The sequence below is a fragment of the Paenibacillus polymyxa M1 genome (genome assembly GCF_000237325.1).
Taxonomy (GTDB): Bacteria; Bacillota; Bacilli; order Paenibacillales; family Paenibacillaceae; genus Paenibacillus; species Paenibacillus polymyxa_C.
Genome location: NC_017542.1, coordinates 5522540 through 5539760, shown reverse-complemented (window position 1 = coordinate 5539760; position 17221 = coordinate 5522540). Strand labels below are relative to the sequence as shown.

Sequence of the window (17221 nt, the reverse complement as noted above, 5' to 3'; positions counted from 1 at the left end):
ATCGTGTACTGTGTGTGCTACGATATAGATAAGTTAATACTCGTCAGGAGACTTGGAGAGACCATGAACCGCTCGGCATCCGCCGCAGCGATGTTCGTGGTCTTTTTTTGTATCCTTTGATGATTCGGTGTCAGATTGATAGCAGACATGCAAAGTTGGAGGGATAGATGATGGGAGAACAGGGATTTGCTGCACAGGAGAGAACGGCCGTTTTGGAGCGTATGGGGCGTGAGCATTTTGATATTTTAATTATTGGCGGCGGCATTACAGGGTCGGGAATTGCACTGGACGCAGCGGATCGTGGTTTGAAAACGGCTCTGGTGGAAATGCAGGATTTTGCAGCAGGTACATCCAGTCGCTCTACCAAGCTAGTGCATGGTGGTCTTCGTTATTTGAAGCAATTTGAGGTAAAGATGGTAGCCGAGGTCGGGAAGGAACGAGCCATCGTATTCGAAAATGGTCCTCATGTGACCATTCCGGAGCGTATGCTGCTTCCTTTTCACCAGGGTGGCACATTTAATGCTTTCACCACTTCTATCGGGCTACTGGTGTATGATTTCCTCGCTGGCGTGAAGCGTAGTGAGCACCGCCGCATGCTGGACATCCAGACTACGCTGGAGCGCGAGCCTTTGCTGAAGAGAGAAGGACTGAGGGGAAGCGGTAGTTATGTGGAGTACCGCACAGACGATGCTCGCCTAACGATTGAGGTGATGAAGGAAGCTGTTACACGAGGGGCGCTGGCCGTGAACTATGCCAAGGCTGACAAGCTGCTATATGACAGCGGACGAATAAGCGGCGCTAGTGTAACCGATCGGGTAACGGGGAAGTCATACGAAATCAGGGCTTCGCTGGTCATTAACGCAGCCGGACCATGGGTAGATACGTTGCGGGAAATGGATCGCTCCAAAGAGGGTAAGGTGCTTCGCCTGACGAAGGGTATCCACTTGGTATTCGATGCTGGGCGCTTCCCGCTTCAACAGGCAGTGTACTTCGATACACCGGATGGACGCATGGTATTCGCGATCCCGCGTGACGGCAAAACCTATGCAGGTACGACCGATACGGTGTATGAGGGGGATACGGCGCATCCCCGGATGACCGCCGAAGACCGGGCGTATGTGCTTCAAGCGATCAACGGGATGTTCCCGGATGTGAAGCTGACGGTTACAGACGTGGAATCCAGTTGGGCAGGGGTACGGCCGCTCATTTATGAAGACGGTAAAAGCCCTTCAGAAATCTCACGTAAGGACGAAATCTGGGAATCCCGTTCAGGTCTGATCACGATCGCAGGCGGCAAGCTGACAGGTTACCGGAAAATGTCCGAACTCGTCGTGGATCGTGCGGTACGGGAATTAGGCCGCTTGCATGGGCAGGGCTTTCGGGCATGCCGCACAAGGCATATCCCAATTTCGGGCGGCAGTGTAGGCGGCTCGGCGGGCTGGGACGCTTTCGTGAGCAAGCAAGCCATAGCGGGCGCTGCGCTCGGTCTGCCGCCGGAGACCGCCAGAGCATGGGCTGTTCGCTATGGTTCAAATGTGGAGCGACTGTTTGCTATAGCGACACAGAGCATGAAGAACGCCACCGAGACGGAAGCGGCACTACCTGTGGAAGTGCGTGTTCCGCTTCTGTACGCGATGGAACAGGAAATGGCGGTGACACCGTCTGATTTTTTCATACGTCGCACGGGAGCACTGTTCTTCCAAATTGACGAGGTGAAGCGCTGGAAGCAGGCTGTCGTTACATTAATGTCCGAGCATGCAGGCTGGAGCGCCGAGCAAGAACGCCAATATACGACTGAGCTGGATGCTTACCTGTATGAAGCTGTGACACCTGTAGAGATAGAAGCCGAACCCGGCGCCACTAAAGTCATCTGATACAGTGTGAGGGATGTGTATCCTTGACCGCTCTGCTTCTCTACAATTGTTTCGTTCGCATCACTGCTTTAAGCGAAAAAGGGGCCTACAAAACAAAAGCAGCGATCCTCTATTCATAAGAGAATCGCTGCTTCTTTGTATACAGATGGCTTACAGCATCAAGTGGAACAGGAAGGGCGCAGCCGCCAAGGTAAAGAGAGCGGCGAGCACCATCGAGATGCTGGAAATCGTGCCCGTCAGCGAACTGAACTCGAACGCTTTGGAAGTACCCGTACCATGAGCACCGGTACCGAGCAATACCCCGCGTGAAACTTCATTTTCGATACGGAACAGTTTGACGATCATCGGGCCGATAATAAGACCGCTCAATCCGGTCAGAATAACGAATACCGCCGTGACCGTCGGGTTACCGCCAATCGTTTGCGATACATTCATCGCAATAGGTGTCGTAATCGAGCGAGGAATCAGGCTGCTCAGCAGCGAGGAGTCCAGGTGCATCCACTTGGCGAGCGCCATGGAGGACAGCACGGCTACGACAGATCCAGATAACACGCTAAGCACGATTTGGGCCGCGTGTTTTTTTAACACAGGGAAATATCGGTACAAAGGGACAGCAAATGCAATCGTAGCTGGCTGTAGCAGCATGGATAGAAAATGAGCGCCTGAATTATAAGAACGGTAGTTCACACCCGTCAACGTCAAAATCAAAATGATAACTACAGGTGTAATGAGCAATGGGGACAAATACACCTTGGGCAATGTGCGGTACATGCGTTTGGCCATCCAGTAAATAGCAAGTGTTAATACAATACATAGAAGACCGGTCATGATGATTTATGCTCCTTTCGTTTACCAAGCAGACTGGCGATCATACCTGTGCAGGCCATCACCAGAAAGGTGCCGAGCAGCACGACCAGCATAATGCTCATGCCATCGTGTTCCAGCATCGGCCAATAATTCATAACGCCAACAGCGGAGGGAATAAAGAATAATAGCAACTCGGCCAGCAACCAGTTTGCGCCAACCTCGATCCAGCTTAGTCGGACCACACGGGTTTGCAGCAGAATAAAGAGAATTAGCATACCGACGATACTACCGGGTATAGGCAGGTGGAGCCAGGAGACCACCGCGTTCAGGATGAGCGAAAAGGCCATCAGGACGGCAATCTGAAGGACACCGCGTATGAAGCTTTTCATATATAAAGTCTCCTATCTTTGAGATCCGTTATTTTCAAACTGTAATGAAATTTTACATCACAAGCTTTCATGAGTAAAATGCATATAAAGAATGAAGTCTATTCCGTTTGTCTATGGAAGAAGGTGTAGCTTTGGATATCCGACATTTGCAATATTTTCTGGAAGTCGCGCGGTTGCGAAGCTTTACGAAGGCAGCACAGAGCATGTTTATTACTCAGCCGACGATTAGTAAGACGATTAAAAGCCTGGAAGAAGAACTGGGAGTTACTTTGTTCGATCGTATTGGCAAAAGAATCGAACTCACGGATGCGGGCAAGGTCATTGAGCTTCAAGCACAAGCGATTGTGAAGTCCTTTCAGAGCTTGTCCTCGGAGCTGAGTGATTTGATGAACCTGAAAAAAGGACATATCCGCATTGGTCTGCCTCCTATGGTCGGATCGAGCTTTTTTCCGCGTGTCATTGGAGAATTCCACAAGGCCTTTCCCGATGTGACCATTCAATTGTTCGAGGATGGAGCGAAGAAAGTGGAGCAGGACGTAGAAGCTGGGGCACTGGATATCGGGGTGATTGTGCTGCCTCCGGTTGGAGATATGTTCGAGACATTTCTATTTGTGGAGGAAAAGCTGAATTTGCTCGTTCATCCCACGCATGCATTGGCCGACTGCAAGGAGGTGCCGCTATCTGCGTTAGCAGAGGAGGCGTTTGTGCTGTTCCGTGAGGATTTTACGCTACACGACCGTATCATTGCCGAATGTGTTCGTGCCGGCTTTCAGCCGCGTGTAGTCTACGAAAGCTCTCAATGGGATTTGATCAGCGAAATGGTTGCTGCCAACCTAGGAGTAGCGTTATTGCCGGAGGCGATATGCCGGGATTTGGATTCCGAACGCTTGCGTATTCTTCCATTGGTCGATCCTGTCATTCCTTGGCATTTGGGGATGATCTGGCGGAACGATCGGTATCTGTCCTTTGCTGCCAGAGAGTGGATATCTTTCACACAGCGATTGTTGCGGACAGAATATGGCGGAAGTCGTCGGTGAGAAGGACGGATGTGGCTTACATCATAAAAAAGCTGCCCTGAGGGGCAGCGAAGTAGCTGGCTTCTATGAGTGTGTTTGGTTTATTGCGCGCTTGGTGTGAAGGTACTTGTCCATAATACGGTCAAGCCTGGAGGATTTGTCCAATACACGTTCATCTCTTAATCCGTGTAAGTCAGCCATGCGATTCAGTTCACGGCGTTCTTTTTCCATGAGTTTTTCCAATTGTTCGAGGTTCACAAAGCCCACCCCCCATGTCGATTGTAAGGCATGTCTCCACTAGCGGCAGCAGTTTTTTTGATAACGATGTTATTTCCATTTTACCACTTTTTATTAACATTAATCCAGCTTTCCTGACATTTAGCGACTAATAATTATGGTTTTGCCAACTCTACCCGATTGCGTCCTGATCGTTTAGCTTCATATAACGCTTCGTCTGCCTTTTCCAATAAACGTCTCGATACAATAGCAGGAGAGCTGCCTGCTCCGATGGATACGGTTAAGGAGATTATGGTTCCGTCATTCAAGAGAAAACATTCATTTTCCACAGCTTTTCGAATCTTCTCGGCAAAGCTTGCCGCCTTTTCGGTATCACAATCTCCGAGTAGAATTGCGAATTCCTCTCCGCCTTTACGGGAGGGGTATGCTCTCGTTGTAGATTCCCGATTTAACAAAATTCCCAGTTGGCTTAAGACGGCGTCTCCGTTCAAATGGCCATACGTATCATTAATTTTTTTAAAGTGGTCAATATCTAGCATCACAAGTCCAAAGGGTTTTTTTGTAGTCTTGGAAGCATGAAGTACCTCTTCGAACAGCGCATCAAAAGCACGCGGACTGTATAGCCCGGTTAAATGATCGCGGTTCGCAGCCTCTTCCAGCAGGTGAATAGCCCGTTCTGTTTTTTTGATATGGGACATCATAAAATAAGTGAACAAGCCGCCAAGAATCTTCACGGTTGTGATCATTATTATTGTTTCTAAGTTGGGTGGATTAGCTACAAAGAAAGTAGATAACAGCGACACAACAACAGCTCCAAGCACGGCTGACATCCATTTGCTGAGTGTTAGCTTTTTTTCTCGAATAAAGATAAGTGAAACGACTAATGTCACGAAGCAATTGACCGTAGCAGTCAGAGAAATGTCCGTCCACCCCCCTGTGATGTAAATACGATACAAGATGACGATCAGGGTGGTCAGCAAACCGGATATCGTTCCTCCTATATAAACAGATATGATAATCGCCAATTGGCGCAGATCAACCACAAAGTGCCCATGGATCCATAAACCGGTCATCATTAACAGAATGCCAAACAGGCCCAGCATTAAACCGTTCATTACCTGATGGATGAGTGCATGGTTTGTCAGGTAACGTTCATATTTCCGGGAAAATAAATTTCCGAAGAATAAGAAGCTCGTTAATAACGCAAAATTGTTAATTAATTCTTTTAACATGTCCCTGTCCTTTTTGCTGTAATGTGAGTTGTAGTATGTTGGGAATAAAGTAAAAGGCCTCGTTTCTATATTTCGGTAAAAAGTAGATATGAATGAATACCAATCGACCACAAACGATTCTTATGTCCCTTACGTTTCGTTGATCTACGTGGTACAGTGTAAGGACTATGACCGGAACGGGTGATCGTATGAAGGAACCAATTCACATTTCGGTGCGTCCACTTGTGGAGTATGTGCATCGAAGTGGCAGCATTCAGAGCGGCTTTCGTTCGAATAGCAGTATGCAGGAAGGAACTCGCGTACATCAGGTTATCCAGAAAGGTTATAAGGAGCATGACCGTAAAGAGGTACATTTACGTACAGAAATTTCATATGAGGGCAAATTGTTTATCATCGAAGGCCGCTGTGACGGACTGATTGAGCTGGATGGCGTATGGACGGTTGATGAAATTAAATCGATCTCTCAGCCCCTCGAAGATATTCAGGGGGACGGCCACCCCGTGCACTGGGCACAAGCATTTCTGTATGCCTATATGATTGCTCGTGAGGAGCAGCATCATTCCATGCAGGTTCAACTTACTTATGTACAATCACACAGTGAAGACATTCGTCGCTTCAGACGGATGCTATCTTTTGCAGAACTGGAAGCTTTCACTCAGGAGATGATTGCTGGTTATGCACCGTATGCATTCCTGCTGAGAGCACATGCGGAGAAGAGGGATGCCAGTATTGCTATATTGGACTTTCCTTTTGACACATATCGTTCAGGTCAGCGAACTCTAGCGGGTTCGGTGTACAAGACGATTGCCGAAGGGGTTAACCTGTTTGCCAAAGCACCCACAGGTATCGGTAAAACGGTATCCACCTTGTATCCTGCGATTAAGGCGATCGGCGAAGGACTGGCTAGGCGAGTATATTATGTAACGGCTCGTACCACCACTCGGGCAGCAGCTGAAGAAGCTTATGCCCGAATGCAGGCTCAAGGGCTGCACATGCATGTGGTAACGTTGACGGCGAAGGATAAAATTTGCTTTAAGGATGAACATGATTGTGATGCTGGATCATGCAGCATGTGCGAGGGCTATTACGACCGGATCAACGGTGCAGTATCCGATATTTTGGCGAATGAGACGTTAATGACGCGGGCGGTGATTGAGCATTATGCGCGCAAGCATAAGGTATGTCCCTTTGAATTTTCGCTAGATGTGGCGTATGCCTCGGATGGTATAATCAGTGATTATAATTATGTTTTTGATCCACGGATTTCTTTGAAGAGATTGCTGGAAGAGCACAAGCGAAAAGGTGTTGTGCTGGTGGATGAGGCGCATAATCTGGTGGAACGCGGTCGGGACATGTTTTCGGCGGAAATCCTGAAATCTTCTTTTTTGGAACTGAAAAGAGAATTTAAATTGCTAAGCCCGGAGGTTGCTAAGACTGCGAGTGCAGTGAACGCACATATGATTACGCTGCGCAAGCTGCATGCAGATACAGGAAAAGCAGTGGAAACAGCAGCACCGCAAGAGGTGCTGGAGTTATTGGTGCCCTTTGTGGAGGCCGCTGAACGTGAACTGGTGATGGGGAACAGTACAAGTCGCGCAAGCAGTGAAAGTACGGCCTACGCATTGCTTTTGGATACGTATTTTACCGCCCAAAATATGCTGCGAATCGCTGCTTTATACGATGAACGTTACGTTACTTATTCTGAAGCAGGGCGCAGTGAGGTGAGGATCAAACTGTTCTGCCTCGACCCTTCGCACTTGCTGGGACAGGCTGTAAAGAACTATCGCTCGACTATTTATTTTTCGGCGACGTTGACACCGCTTGCTTATTACCGGGACATGCTTGGAGCAAGCGAGGAAGACTATACGTTACAGGTCCCTTCCCCTTTCCATCAGGAGCAATGGGATGTACGTCTGCTGCCGCTCTCCATCCGTTATCGGGATCGTGAGCGTTCTAAAGGGGCGATTGCGGATATGCTGGCTGGATTGGTTGCGGAGCGGAAAGGGAACGTCCTCGTGTTTTTCCCGTCTTATCCGTATCTGCGAGAGGTATACGAGGAGTTCATGCTTCGGGACGTGTCTGCAGATACATTGGTACAAAGTCCGGGTATGACCGAACCGGAGCGTGATCGGTTCCTAGAGGCCTTCCAACCTGGGCAAGAGCGCACCCTGCTCGGCTTTGCCGTACTAGGTGGTGTCTTTGCTGAAGGTGTCGATTTACCTGGGGATCGCTTGAACGGGGTAGTGGTCGTCGGGGTCGGCTTGCCGCAAATTGGAGCGGAGCGGGATGTGCTGCGGGATTATTTTTCGGAACAGGGACGAAATGGTTTCAACTATGCGTATGTATATCCGGGGATGAACAAGGTTCTTCAGGCAGGTGGCAGACTTATTCGCACAGAGCATGACGAGGGGCTGCTGGTCCTGGTAGATGATCGTTTTGCCAAGGAGCCATATGCCTCTTTACTGCCAGATGAGTGGAAAAGCTACCGTTTGATGGAACAAGCGGGATTAAGGAAGGAATGGATGGACTATGAATTTTAATTTTCATAATGATTCCATACGCGGGGTGCTGCGTAGCTTTGGACATGAGGATGCCGAAGTAGATAATATAGAGACATTTGTGACATTTGCGCGCTTGGCTAACGGTATTTTCAGAGAGATGGATACAGATTTGACCAAACTGGGGGCTTCTCAGGGCCGGATTATCGTTCTTAGCTTGTTGCATTGCCATGCGCCGCATCGCATGACACCATCGGAGTTAGCGGAAAAAGCGGATGTCACGCGTGGGACCATGACAGGACTGATCGACGGTTTGGAGCGAGATGGAATGATAGAACGTGTGGCTCACGAGAGTGACGGACGGATGGTGACTGTCGGATTAAAAGAGGCAGGACGGGAACTGTTAAGCAAGATAGTCCCTTATTATACGAAGTTGATCCGGTCGTGTATGTCTGAGTTTACGCCGCAGGATCATAAGATGATGAAGGGTTTACTGGGGAAAATGAAAGGCGGTTTTGAGCAGTCCTTGCCGAAAAGCTGAATCCCTGATGTCGGGAATAAGGAATAGGAGAGGGAAATATGTTCTTTTATACAGATAAGGTCTATGAAGGCCGTGATTTTGGCTCAATGGATGCCAGAGAAGGCGAGTGGAGAAATTGCGAGTTTACCCGATGTCGCTTTCGGGGTGTGGAGATGAATGAGTCCCTTGTGGAAGACTGTACTTTTGTGGACTGTGATTTTACCGGAGCCATTCTGAATGCATCTCACTACAAGGAGTCCGCTTTTACCAATTGTCTATTCACCAGCGCGAATCTGTTTGTAGTCCGGTTTGATAACTGTAAGCTGGTAGGTTCAGACTTTGCGGGGGCGAATATGGATGGGATCACGATTACGGGCGGAGACTGGTCTTATACGAATTTGCGTCATGCAGATTTAAGAAAACAGGATTTGCGAAAAATACGATTCAAGGAAGCTGATTTATCCGAATGCCATCTGGAAAAGGCAGATTTGCGCGAGGCGGATCTTACCCGGGTAAGGCTGCACAAAGCCCACCTTCAAGGAACCGACCTGCGCGGTGCGAAGATGGATGGCGTGAATTTTAAAGATCTGGACATCACCGGAGCCAAGTTGGATATCGAACTGGCAGTAGCAGTGGCCCGCTCTTATGGTGCCAAGATAGATGGTTAAAAGCACGGAGATACAGGAGCTGTCACGACCTGTGTTACCCCGTGCTGGAGAATTGGAGGAATACTAAATCTCTGACAGGTTAATCTTTATGGGATGCTGGCAGTAGCGGAATCGCTGCTTCTGGATTCTGATTTGGTAACTTATCGACACCTACAGGATCTAGAGGTTGCTGTGGTACCGTCCAGTTGCGTGCCGTATCTGCGGCAGTTTGCTGCTCCAGCAGGCGTTTAGCCACTTCGTAGCACTCATCGATATGCCGATTGCCAATGGTCCGCATCGCAGTAAAGCCAATCGCTGCGGCTAGTCCTTGCCCCAGTAGAGGGACAAACTTGCTAACCTGCTTGGTGGCGATGCGAATGCCCATTTTCTGCAAAATCTTCACGATGGCTTCTCGGGTGATGAGTCGCCCGATCAGCTTGCTGCCAATTGAAGTGATAAAGCCATACACCATCGACTTGGTTTCTGCATCCAGACCATCCAGCTGCTGCTCAGATAATCCAAATTTTTCATTAATGGCAGGCAGTAGCTGCATCAAAATGCCGACATCAGCAAGAACGTCAGCCCCCGGAATCGGGACCAATACAGCTCCTCCCGAAGCTGCAGCCCTTCTCGTTACCATGGATTTGCACTCTTTGCGGATCTGCTCCAACTCTTCTATGGTTCGGGTTGTCATATGCATCTCTCCTTCCTACGCTTCCGATTAGGACCCATGATTCTACCCTGTTATTACACACATTTCTACCTTGATTAAGCACGGAGCAAACAAAAAAATCCCTCATTCAGGCGCTATCGCACATTTACTCCTGTGAAGCGATCAGGCATAATGAAGGATGGTTGCTGATAAGAACAAGCCTGTTTTACGGGGATAAAGGAAGGAAGAGACAGATGAGTCAGACAAACGTTTATTTTAATCATGATGGTGGCGTGGATGATTTAGTATCCCTGTTTATGCTGCTTCAGATGGAGCAAGTTCATTTGACCGGAGTATCGGTTATTCCAGCAGATGGTTACCTGGAGCCGGCGACGGATGCCAGCCGAAAAATTATTGATCGTTTTGGACAAAATAAAGGGCCTGTTGAAGTCGCCAAGTCTAATTCACGCGGTAAAAATCCGTTCCCTGCCGCTTGGCGTTTACATTCATTCTATGTAGATGCATTACCTGTGCTGAATGAATCGGGACGAATGGAAGCGCCGCTTTCATCTCTGCCAGCTCATCAGCATCTGATCGAAAAGGTACGCGGAGCTGAAGGTAAAACGCTGTTGCTATTCACTGGACCGCTAACCGATCTGGCACGGGCGCTGGATGAAGCACCGGATATTGAAGCCAAGATTGAAAAGCTGGTATGGATGGGCGGCACCTTTGAAAAAGGGAATGTGGAGGAGCCGGAGCATGACGGTACCGCAGAGTGGAATGTGTTCTGGGACCCGGAAGCGGCCTATCGGGTGTGGCAAAGCGGCATCACGATTGATCTGGTGGCGCTGGAAAGCACAAGCAAAGTGCCGTTAACTCCAGCCGTACGCAATCGTTGGGCTGCCGAGCGCCGTTATGAAGGCGTTGATTTCCTGGGCAATTGCTACGCTGGATGTCCTCCGCTCGTGTATAGCGAGACGAACTCTACCTACTACCTGTGGGATGTACTGACCACTGCATCCGTAGGACGCCCGGACATTGTCAAGAAAAAGACGGTGCATTGCAGCGTTATTGCAGAAGGCCCAAGTCAGGGCAGAACGGTGGAACAGGCGGATGGACGCCCTGTGAATCTGGTATATGATACAGACCCGGAAGCCTTCTTTACGTATATGGCGGATTTGGCCAAGCAGGCTGCTCCCAAACGTTACTAAACCCAACTGTGTACAAATGTGTGGCATAAAGTGATCATACTGCCTAGTGCGTATTCATAGCTAAAACCCGTGACGCTATCGGTCACGGGTTTTATTACTGTAATTGGCCCCACATGATTGCAAGCCTACCGTTTGTTCAGGCTGACTCCTGATATGTTTTTAGGGTAAATTGGAGCGTTATCTCCGTCCCGTTACCAGGTTCGCTAACCCCTGTCATTGTACCATTCATTCGTTTCAACAGCTGTTTGGTAATCTGCCAACCCAAGCCGGGATTGCCATAGGAGGGAGAGGGCCCGAAGTCATGCTCCAGCCACATTTTTAGTTTATTTGGAGATATACCAATCCCCGTATCCTTTACCCTTACTTCCAATTCAGCCTCAGGCGCATTGGTCACGAACTGGGTATTTGCAGATAAGGTGACTGATCCTGTGCTTGTAAATTTCACTGCATTATCTACCAAATTGATCAGCATACGGCGAATTTTAGCCTCATCCCCGATAAAAATAGGCGAGCTTGCAAGATTCCAATCCAACCTCAATTCCAAATTCCGTTGCGCAGCTACCTCTGTGTACAAGCTCAACACATTTTCCATCATCGTTCTCAGATCAAATGGATCTTCAATGTCATCGATTTGCCCGGATTCAATTTTGCTGTAATCCAGAATATTATTCAACAGCATCATAAGCGAGCGACTGCTAGCTTCCATAATACTCATATATTGCTGTTGTTCCTCTGTTAACTCCGTGGTCATCATTAGATCCGTAGCTCCCCATATTTCAGTGAGCGAAAAACGAATTTTGTTACTCAGGGAAGAAATCAAATCCAGCTTGCTCATGGAAGAAGCTTCTGCATCGATCTTGTCTTTTTCCAGTTCAACCACATAACCCAGAAATACAGCCATAGCCTTGAGAGCCTTCATTTCTGTTTCAGTCAATTGTGCAGATGGCGCATCCAAAATACAAATGGTTCCATACCCCTGGCCATTTTTCATACGTATGGGTATTCCCGTAAATGAGTGATTTCCAATGGTTTTAGTCACATCTAAATCACGTGTTTGCGGATGAATAGACGTTTCCGAAATGGTGAGGTGATCCGCGGAATGGTTCAGCACCAGACTGCAATAGCTAAGCTCAAAAGGAAGCTCCTCTCCATTACGAACCAGCACTTCTTCCCGGTTAAATGAATCTACAATTACATTGATAACCCCGTCATTAGCGGCAATAAAAATGGTATTAACATGTAGAATATCACTCAACACATCAATGACATGTGCGGTAGCCTCTTGAATACTATTATAAAAACCTGTAGGTGAAGTAGTCATATGTCTCCAATCTTGATGCAAAGTGGTGGTGATCAAAACTCTAATAGTTTGTGTACCCCATTCCTGTTCCTCTGAATGTATTGTTGGAGCGTATCCTTAATTATACATCATTATTTCGTTATAAACCTGAGTCTTACTGCTTCCAATTACCTATTCGTTTGCACAAAACTTCATGTCGTAGGCCGAATGCTAGCCTTTCTGGGAAGGTTTTTGTTTGTATTTTTACACATTCACGAAAAAATATGATTATTTTCATTCTGTTTTCATAAATTCATATGTAATCTCATGATATGAAAATTGTGTAATAAAATAGGAGAATGGAACCAGTAATATCATGTAAATATTCTATATAATAGGTTCAGAGGTGGGATTATGAATAGACGGGAAGCCCTAGATCACTTCCATAAGACCTATGCAGAAGATATGTTGCATGAGAAATTAAGTCAGGTAGCGGTCTTGTATGAGCATAGAAAAGAGGAACTTATCTTCTCTTTTATCCAATCTTTTCAATCGATTTGCTTACAAGCCAATTCTGCAGAAGCGGACAAGACAACAATTGGATACATTACCTATTCTATGAGGCGCACGTATCTAAGGGAGCGCATTTATAACTATGTCATTGAGGTCTATGGTGCGAACTGGTACTTTGATCCTCTACCTTATCGTGGAACCTATGATGCAGGCTGGGCGTTCGGACTGTTGGCAGAACTGGAGGATGAATTGAGTCAGCTTCGAAAACCTTATATGAATAAGGTTATTCAGCCGGATGTCGAGCGATTTGTACTTCAGGCTGCGTGGGAATTTCATCAGTATATTCTGAAATTAGCCAAGGACGCTATGCAACAGGCTGTACAACTTCCTGAATTCGAGGCGTTGAAATGCGAGAACGATTTGGAAATAAGAATAGGGGAGTATAAAGGAATCAGTGAGGCGGTGTATTCAACAGCTTATGGAGTACTACATGATTCAACAGGATAATCGTATTACAGAGTATACATATCCAATAGAAATGAATCGCAGGCAGCTATTGGAATGGGCAGACAGCTCATCGTGTACTGATGAAGAGTCTATTTTGCAATTTTATGTATCAGGCGATGCGGACTATATTGATTTTATAGAGCATCCAGTACCCATCGTTTCTGAACAACTAAAGGAGATATTTGATATATATCAAGCCGGGTTAAGCTGGAAGCTGGTTGTTTTTGCCGATATGCAGCGAATGCAGCAAACGAGGTATTGGCTGACTCATCCGCCTAGCTTGAGGTGTTTATCACCACTTAGTGAATATCATAGAGACGGCACATTAAGGAAAATCGTCTTAGATGCACATGCATTGGAGAATCATAAGATTTTCAGGGTTCAGCATGCCGATCAGCATATCATTGTAGATTTAGATGTGGCTGAATGCATGTTGAAGTTTAATCTGACAGGGATGAAATTACATAAGGTCGAAACAGAGAGTCCGTTTATATAAAGGGGAATCCGAGAATGAGTGAGAGCTATATAGTGGATGGAGCACAGATACAGTGTACCTATGGAAGTCATCCGGGCAGGTTTAGTGTTTCGGCTAACAGAGGGATTAGTATTGGTGATAAGTTGCAAGGAAATATTCAGGATTTTCACCCGCAGACGCATATCTCATCTTTCGGAATGTGCCGTAGTATGCATAATCCTGTTGTTTCTTCTGCTAACAAAGGTAATTCTGGAAAAATCATTCCTCAGCCCTGCAAACCGAGTGTACCTATGCCTTGGTTGAATGGAAAAAGAGATGTATACGTAGATCAATCTCCTGCCCTGATGAGCTGCTCTACGAATTTATGCATGTGGTGTGGCAAAATTTCATTCATGACAGATGGGCAGGAATAGCTAGCAGCTTACAAGGATTTGCATCACGTGAAGAGCAAACGGGGGGAAGAAGATGGGACTGGCTGGAACTGTGCTGACTTATGGCAATATTAGAGTAAATGCACCGTATGAAATCGTCCGGCTACTGGATATTCAATTGACACAGAAGGTAAATGAGCACGGCAAAGTGTACATCACTGCTCTCATACCGGATGAGGACCATGCTAAGTATGATGGTTTAGCGCATGATGAAGATGTGCTAGAGGTATACGAGATAGATGAAGATCAAGGGACAGTGAGCATTTTTAAAGGAATCGTCACCAATATTAGCATTGGATTTAAAAATGGTGTATATCACATGTACATAGAGGCGGCCTCTTTTACATATATACTGGATCGACAACGGAAAAATCGTTCTTTTCAAAACGGGAACTTGACGTATTATCAATTGTTTCGGGAACTTATAGATACCTATCCACATGGCGATTTTATTGACCTGACAGACAGCGATCAAAAGCTCGGCGGCTTTACTATTCAGTATGGGGAGAGTGATTGGGAGTTTCTGAAAAGAATGGCCTCTCATCTACACTCCGGGTTGATTGCCGAGATTACATCCGTATACCCGAGATTATGGTTAGGTACCTCGAAAGAACAGGTGAAAGGTGAACTACGCAGCATTAACTTTTCCCTCCAAAAAACAAAGTCAGGCCCCCGGTATACATATGCTGAAGTGGAGGATACGAAACGTTTTGAACTTGGAGATGTAGTCTTGTTTCGACGAAAACATTGGGTTATTGATCAGGTTCATGCAGAGATGAAGCAAGGTATTATGACCTATGACTATGTTCTCGTTCCAGAAGAGGGTATTCCGAGGGAGGTTATACATAATCAGTTTATTAAAGGTACCTCTATTGAAGGGAAAGTTATTGATTTAAATAGTGAAAACGAATCCGTTAAACTTCACTTGTCCGTGGATTCTATGCAGCCCAAAGTCGAAGGGTGCTGGTTCTCTTATCCCACCATGTATACCGGTGCTGGGATCGGTTGGCATTGCATGCCTGAGCTGGGGGATCATGTCCATTTGTATTTTCCATCCAACAATGAAAAGGAAGCTCGTGTAGTTCAATCCCTACGTAAGAGAGACTACAAAGGAGATGAAATCAGCCAGCCGTCAAGAAAGCTGTTCCATACCAAAACACAAAAAGTGGCGAGATTCGATGATAAGGAATTAGCCCTCTCCACCCAGAAAGAAAAAATACTTGTACGCTTAAACCCTGCATCCGGTATTCACGTGTATAGTCACCATGATCTCACCTTTCACGCCGATACAGACCTGGTGCTGCACGGCAAAAAAGTACAAATGAACGCTACGCGTGAAATATCTCTAACTTGCAAAACCAGCTATATCCGAACCGATGGAACATTTCATATCAAGGCTAGTAAGTTTATGAAAAGTCAGGTGCCTGATGCCGAACTAAAAGCCTATAAATCCCTGGTTCAAGAATTGAAGGGAAAAGGGTATCCGCAATGGGTGCAGAATTTGCTTTTGCAATATAAAACGGACTACTACAAAGCCGTGGCAGCAGGGGATAAAAAGGGAGCCAAGGAAGCAGCAGCCAAGGCCAAGCAATTGCGCCAACAGGTGGCAGAAATAGATCGTATGCCTGCCTGGGCCAGAGTGCAAATGCACGAATACACGTCCCAGTGGTGGGAAGGGCACAGCACCAACGATAAAGCTAAGCAAAAGCAGATGCATCTTCTCGCCAACCAACTGCGTGACAACGTGCTAATCAACGAGCTGATTCGTGGGCATTCAGCCAAATCCTATCAGGATGCGAATCGGCTGGAGGAGCTGTCCGGACAATACGCAGATGCGGCCCATAAGTTGACCATCGCCGATCAAAAGGCTATTGCTAAGGAAGCGGCTGGCCTGCGTAGTAAGTATGGTGTGAACAGCCTGCTTGCCAGAGATAATTTGAACAAGCTTGCCAAGAAGTATCCAGACAGCTTCTCGTACAAGCTACCAACTACAGGCGATTGGGATAAGGAGCTTAATGCTGCGTTGCATGATTTTGCGAAAAAATATGGGCTGGAGAATAAGGGATATGGTCGTGATGTGCTGGCCGTATACCTGCATCAAGTAGCCAATGGGATTCTTCCATGGCCTAAGGTTAGCAGGCCTGCAACGCCAACAGTTCCAACAACGACGACAACAACGAAAACGGAACCGGGCAAGAAGCCGCCAACTACTCCTGAAAAGCCAGCGAAGGAAGAACCGAAGCCACTTGATCCTAATGATTATAAAGATGGATTGGTAGCAGTGAAAAAGATTGAAAATTATATAAATAGTAAGGGTATAAAAGGTAATCAGGCTCGAGCTCTGTTCAGAATAAACGATTACACAAATAACAGCATTGTTCAAAAGAAATTGTCCTCGAACCGTAAGGCACCCCTTGTGTTTTTCTTTGAAGGAGATGGTTCGTATAGTTATGCACAGGACGATCATCAGGAAGGACGGTATGGAGCGACGGCTATTGTGGTGGTAGATGGAGAAATTAAATATACAAGCAATAATGCAAGTACACTTCCAGATTATGAAAATGAGGCTGCCACGGTAAACGAGGGGGTATATGAATTTAAAAGTGGACGTCACCGTGGAACATATCCAGCATTACGCATTAGGAACGGAGGGGGCGTTCCGTCAATTATGCAAAATAAAAAGCACACAGCTACTGGTATCAACATCCATAAGGGTTTCAATAAAGACAGTTCTAAGCCTAAGCACGAGTCTTCAACTGGTTGTATAACAATTCATAAATATGAGTTCACTCAATTTCTTATCGCTGTAGGAGTGGTAAAACACTCATTAGAAGACAAGTACATCAACGAAGAAATTTACGGACTTGCTATCATTGACAGAAAAGATAGGACGAAAAAAAGCATAACGAAAAAAAGATAATGAGGAGTTTGAC

At 46.7% G+C, this 17221-nt stretch carries 16 protein-coding genes; 10 read left to right on the top strand and 6 right to left on the bottom strand.

What is annotated here, in order from left to right; genetic code table 11:
* Window positions 1-170 precede the first annotated feature (170 nt).
* Window positions 171-1874, top strand: a complete 1704-nt coding sequence (locus PPM_RS24905; protein ID WP_043886068.1) for a glycerol-3-phosphate dehydrogenase/oxidase — start codon at window positions 171-173, stop codon at window positions 1872-1874.
* A gap of 150 nt (window positions 1875-2024) precedes the next feature.
* Here the strand turns inward: PPM_RS24905 and PPM_RS24900 are convergent, their stop codons facing one another.
* Entirely contained in the window at window positions 2025-2702 is a 678-nt protein-coding gene (locus PPM_RS24900; RefSeq protein ID WP_013373600.1) for a CidB/LrgB family autolysis modulator, read from the bottom strand.
* Entirely contained in the window at window positions 2699-3070 is a 372-nt protein-coding gene (locus PPM_RS24895; protein WP_013373599.1) for a CidA/LrgA family protein, read from the bottom strand. The genes PPM_RS24900 and PPM_RS24895 overlap by 4 nt, the downstream gene beginning before the upstream one ends.
* A gap of 131 nt (window positions 3071-3201) precedes the next feature.
* On the opposite strand from PPM_RS24895, the gene cidR reads away from it, so the two are divergent.
* The gene (gene cidR / locus PPM_RS24890) at window positions 3202-4107 is read left to right on the top strand and encodes a cidABC operon transcriptional activator CidR (protein ID WP_173364608.1); all 906 of its coding nucleotides are present in this window, start codon (window positions 3202-3204) and stop codon (window positions 4105-4107) included.
* Between the two features lie 63 nt (window positions 4108-4170).
* On the opposite strand, the gene PPM_RS28220 is transcribed toward cidR, so the two are convergent.
* Window positions 4171-4344, bottom strand: a complete 174-nt coding sequence (locus PPM_RS28220; RefSeq protein ID WP_013373596.1) for an aspartyl-phosphate phosphatase Spo0E family protein — start codon at window positions 4342-4344, stop codon at window positions 4171-4173.
* A gap of 134 nt (window positions 4345-4478) precedes the next feature.
* Window positions 4479-5555 carry a GGDEF domain-containing protein gene (locus tag PPM_RS24885; RefSeq protein WP_013373594.1) on the bottom strand — a complete coding sequence of 359 codons (1077 nt, stop codon included), beginning with the start codon at window positions 5553-5555 and terminating at the stop codon, window positions 4479-4481.
* A 167-nt stretch (window positions 5556-5722) separates the two neighbouring features.
* On the opposite strand from PPM_RS24885, the gene PPM_RS24880 reads away from it, so the two are divergent.
* The 3 genes from PPM_RS24880 to PPM_RS24870 are packed head-to-tail and all read left to right on the top strand — an operon-like array spanning window position 5723 to window position 9241.
* Window positions 5723-8095 carry an ATP-dependent DNA helicase gene (locus PPM_RS24880; protein ID WP_013373593.1) on the top strand — a complete coding sequence of 791 codons (2373 nt, stop codon included), beginning with the start codon at window positions 5723-5725 and terminating at the stop codon, window positions 8093-8095.
* A complete protein-coding gene (locus tag PPM_RS24875) occupies window positions 8085-8594 on the top strand; it encodes a MarR family winged helix-turn-helix transcriptional regulator (RefSeq protein ID WP_013373592.1) in 510 nt (169 codons plus the stop codon). The genes PPM_RS24880 and PPM_RS24875 overlap by 11 nt, the downstream gene beginning before the upstream one ends.
* 38 nt (window positions 8595-8632) lie before the next feature.
* Window positions 8633-9241: a pentapeptide repeat-containing protein gene (locus PPM_RS24870; protein WP_013373591.1), complete on the top strand. Its 609-nt coding sequence runs from the start codon at window positions 8633-8635 to the stop codon at window positions 9239-9241.
* Window positions 9242-9320: 79 nt separating this feature from the next.
* On the opposite strand, the gene PPM_RS24865 is transcribed toward PPM_RS24870, so the two are convergent.
* Entirely contained in the window at window positions 9321-9914 is a 594-nt protein-coding gene (locus PPM_RS24865) for a hypothetical protein (RefSeq protein WP_013373590.1), read from the bottom strand.
* Between the two features lie 212 nt (window positions 9915-10126).
* On the opposite strand from PPM_RS24865, the gene PPM_RS24860 reads away from it, so the two are divergent.
* Entirely contained in the window at window positions 10127-11083 is a 957-nt protein-coding gene (locus tag PPM_RS24860) for a nucleoside hydrolase (RefSeq protein WP_013373589.1), read from the top strand.
* Between the two features lie 136 nt (window positions 11084-11219).
* Here the strand turns inward: PPM_RS24860 and PPM_RS24855 are convergent, their stop codons facing one another.
* The gene (locus PPM_RS24855; RefSeq protein ID WP_013373588.1) at window positions 11220-12404 is read right to left on the bottom strand and encodes a sensor histidine kinase; all 1185 of its coding nucleotides are present in this window, start codon (window positions 12402-12404) and stop codon (window positions 11220-11222) included.
* A 372-nt stretch (window positions 12405-12776) separates the two neighbouring features.
* On the opposite strand from PPM_RS24855, the gene PPM_RS24850 reads away from it, so the two are divergent.
* Genes PPM_RS24850 through PPM_RS24835 form a run of 4 tightly spaced genes read left to right on the top strand, consistent with a single transcriptional unit; the run spans window position 12777 to window position 17208 of the window.
* The gene (locus tag PPM_RS24850; protein ID WP_013373587.1) at window positions 12777-13382 is read left to right on the top strand and encodes a hypothetical protein; all 606 of its coding nucleotides are present in this window, start codon (window positions 12777-12779) and stop codon (window positions 13380-13382) included.
* The gene (locus PPM_RS24845) at window positions 13366-13878 is read left to right on the top strand and encodes a hypothetical protein (protein WP_013373586.1); all 513 of its coding nucleotides are present in this window, start codon (window positions 13366-13368) and stop codon (window positions 13876-13878) included. The genes PPM_RS24850 and PPM_RS24845 overlap by 17 nt, the downstream gene beginning before the upstream one ends.
* Before the next feature lie 14 nt (window positions 13879-13892).
* Entirely contained in the window at window positions 13893-14270 is a 378-nt protein-coding gene (locus PPM_RS24840) for a DUF4280 domain-containing protein (RefSeq protein WP_043886067.1), read from the top strand.
* A gap of 52 nt (window positions 14271-14322) precedes the next feature.
* Window positions 14323-17208, top strand: coding sequence for a phage baseplate assembly protein V (locus PPM_RS24835; protein ID WP_013373584.1), 2886 nt, complete (start codon window positions 14323-14325; stop codon window positions 17206-17208).
* Window positions 17209-17221 lie beyond the last annotated feature (13 nt).

Excerpts from the sequence above, each read along its gene's own strand:
- PPM_RS24905 (WP_043886068.1), top strand. The coding sequence starts at position 171 with ATGGGAGAACAGGGATTTGCTGCACAGGAGAGAACGGCCGTTTTGGAG.
- PPM_RS24900 (WP_013373600.1), bottom strand. The coding sequence starts at position 2,702 with ATGACCGGTCTTCTATGTATTGTATTAACACTTGCTATTTACTGGATG.
- PPM_RS24895 (WP_013373599.1), bottom strand. The coding sequence starts at position 3,070 with ATGAAAAGCTTCATACGCGGTGTCCTTCAGATTGCCGTCCTGATGGCC.
- PPM_RS24885 (WP_013373594.1), bottom strand. The coding sequence starts at position 5,555 with ATGTTAAAAGAATTAATTAACAATTTTGCGTTATTAACGAGCTTCTTA.
- PPM_RS24880 (WP_013373593.1), top strand. The coding sequence starts at position 5,723 with ATGACCGGAACGGGTGATCGTATGAAGGAACCAATTCACATTTCGGTG.
- PPM_RS24875 (WP_013373592.1), top strand. The coding sequence starts at position 8,085 with ATGAATTTTAATTTTCATAATGATTCCATACGCGGGGTGCTGCGTAGC.
- PPM_RS24870 (WP_013373591.1), top strand. The coding sequence starts at position 8,633 with ATGTTCTTTTATACAGATAAGGTCTATGAAGGCCGTGATTTTGGCTCA.
- PPM_RS24865 (WP_013373590.1), bottom strand. The coding sequence starts at position 9,914 with ATGACAACCCGAACCATAGAAGAGTTGGAGCAGATCCGCAAAGAGTGC.
- PPM_RS24860 (WP_013373589.1), top strand. The coding sequence starts at position 10,127 with ATGAGTCAGACAAACGTTTATTTTAATCATGATGGTGGCGTGGATGAT.
- PPM_RS24855 (WP_013373588.1), bottom strand. The coding sequence starts at position 12,404 with ATGACTACTTCACCTACAGGTTTTTATAATAGTATTCAAGAGGCTACC.
- PPM_RS24850 (WP_013373587.1), top strand. The coding sequence starts at position 12,777 with ATGAATAGACGGGAAGCCCTAGATCACTTCCATAAGACCTATGCAGAA.
- PPM_RS24845 (WP_013373586.1), top strand. The coding sequence starts at position 13,366 with ATGATTCAACAGGATAATCGTATTACAGAGTATACATATCCAATAGAA.
- PPM_RS24840 (WP_043886067.1), top strand. The coding sequence starts at position 13,893 with ATGAGTGAGAGCTATATAGTGGATGGAGCACAGATACAGTGTACCTAT.
- PPM_RS24835 (WP_013373584.1), top strand. The coding sequence starts at position 14,323 with ATGGGACTGGCTGGAACTGTGCTGACTTATGGCAATATTAGAGTAAAT.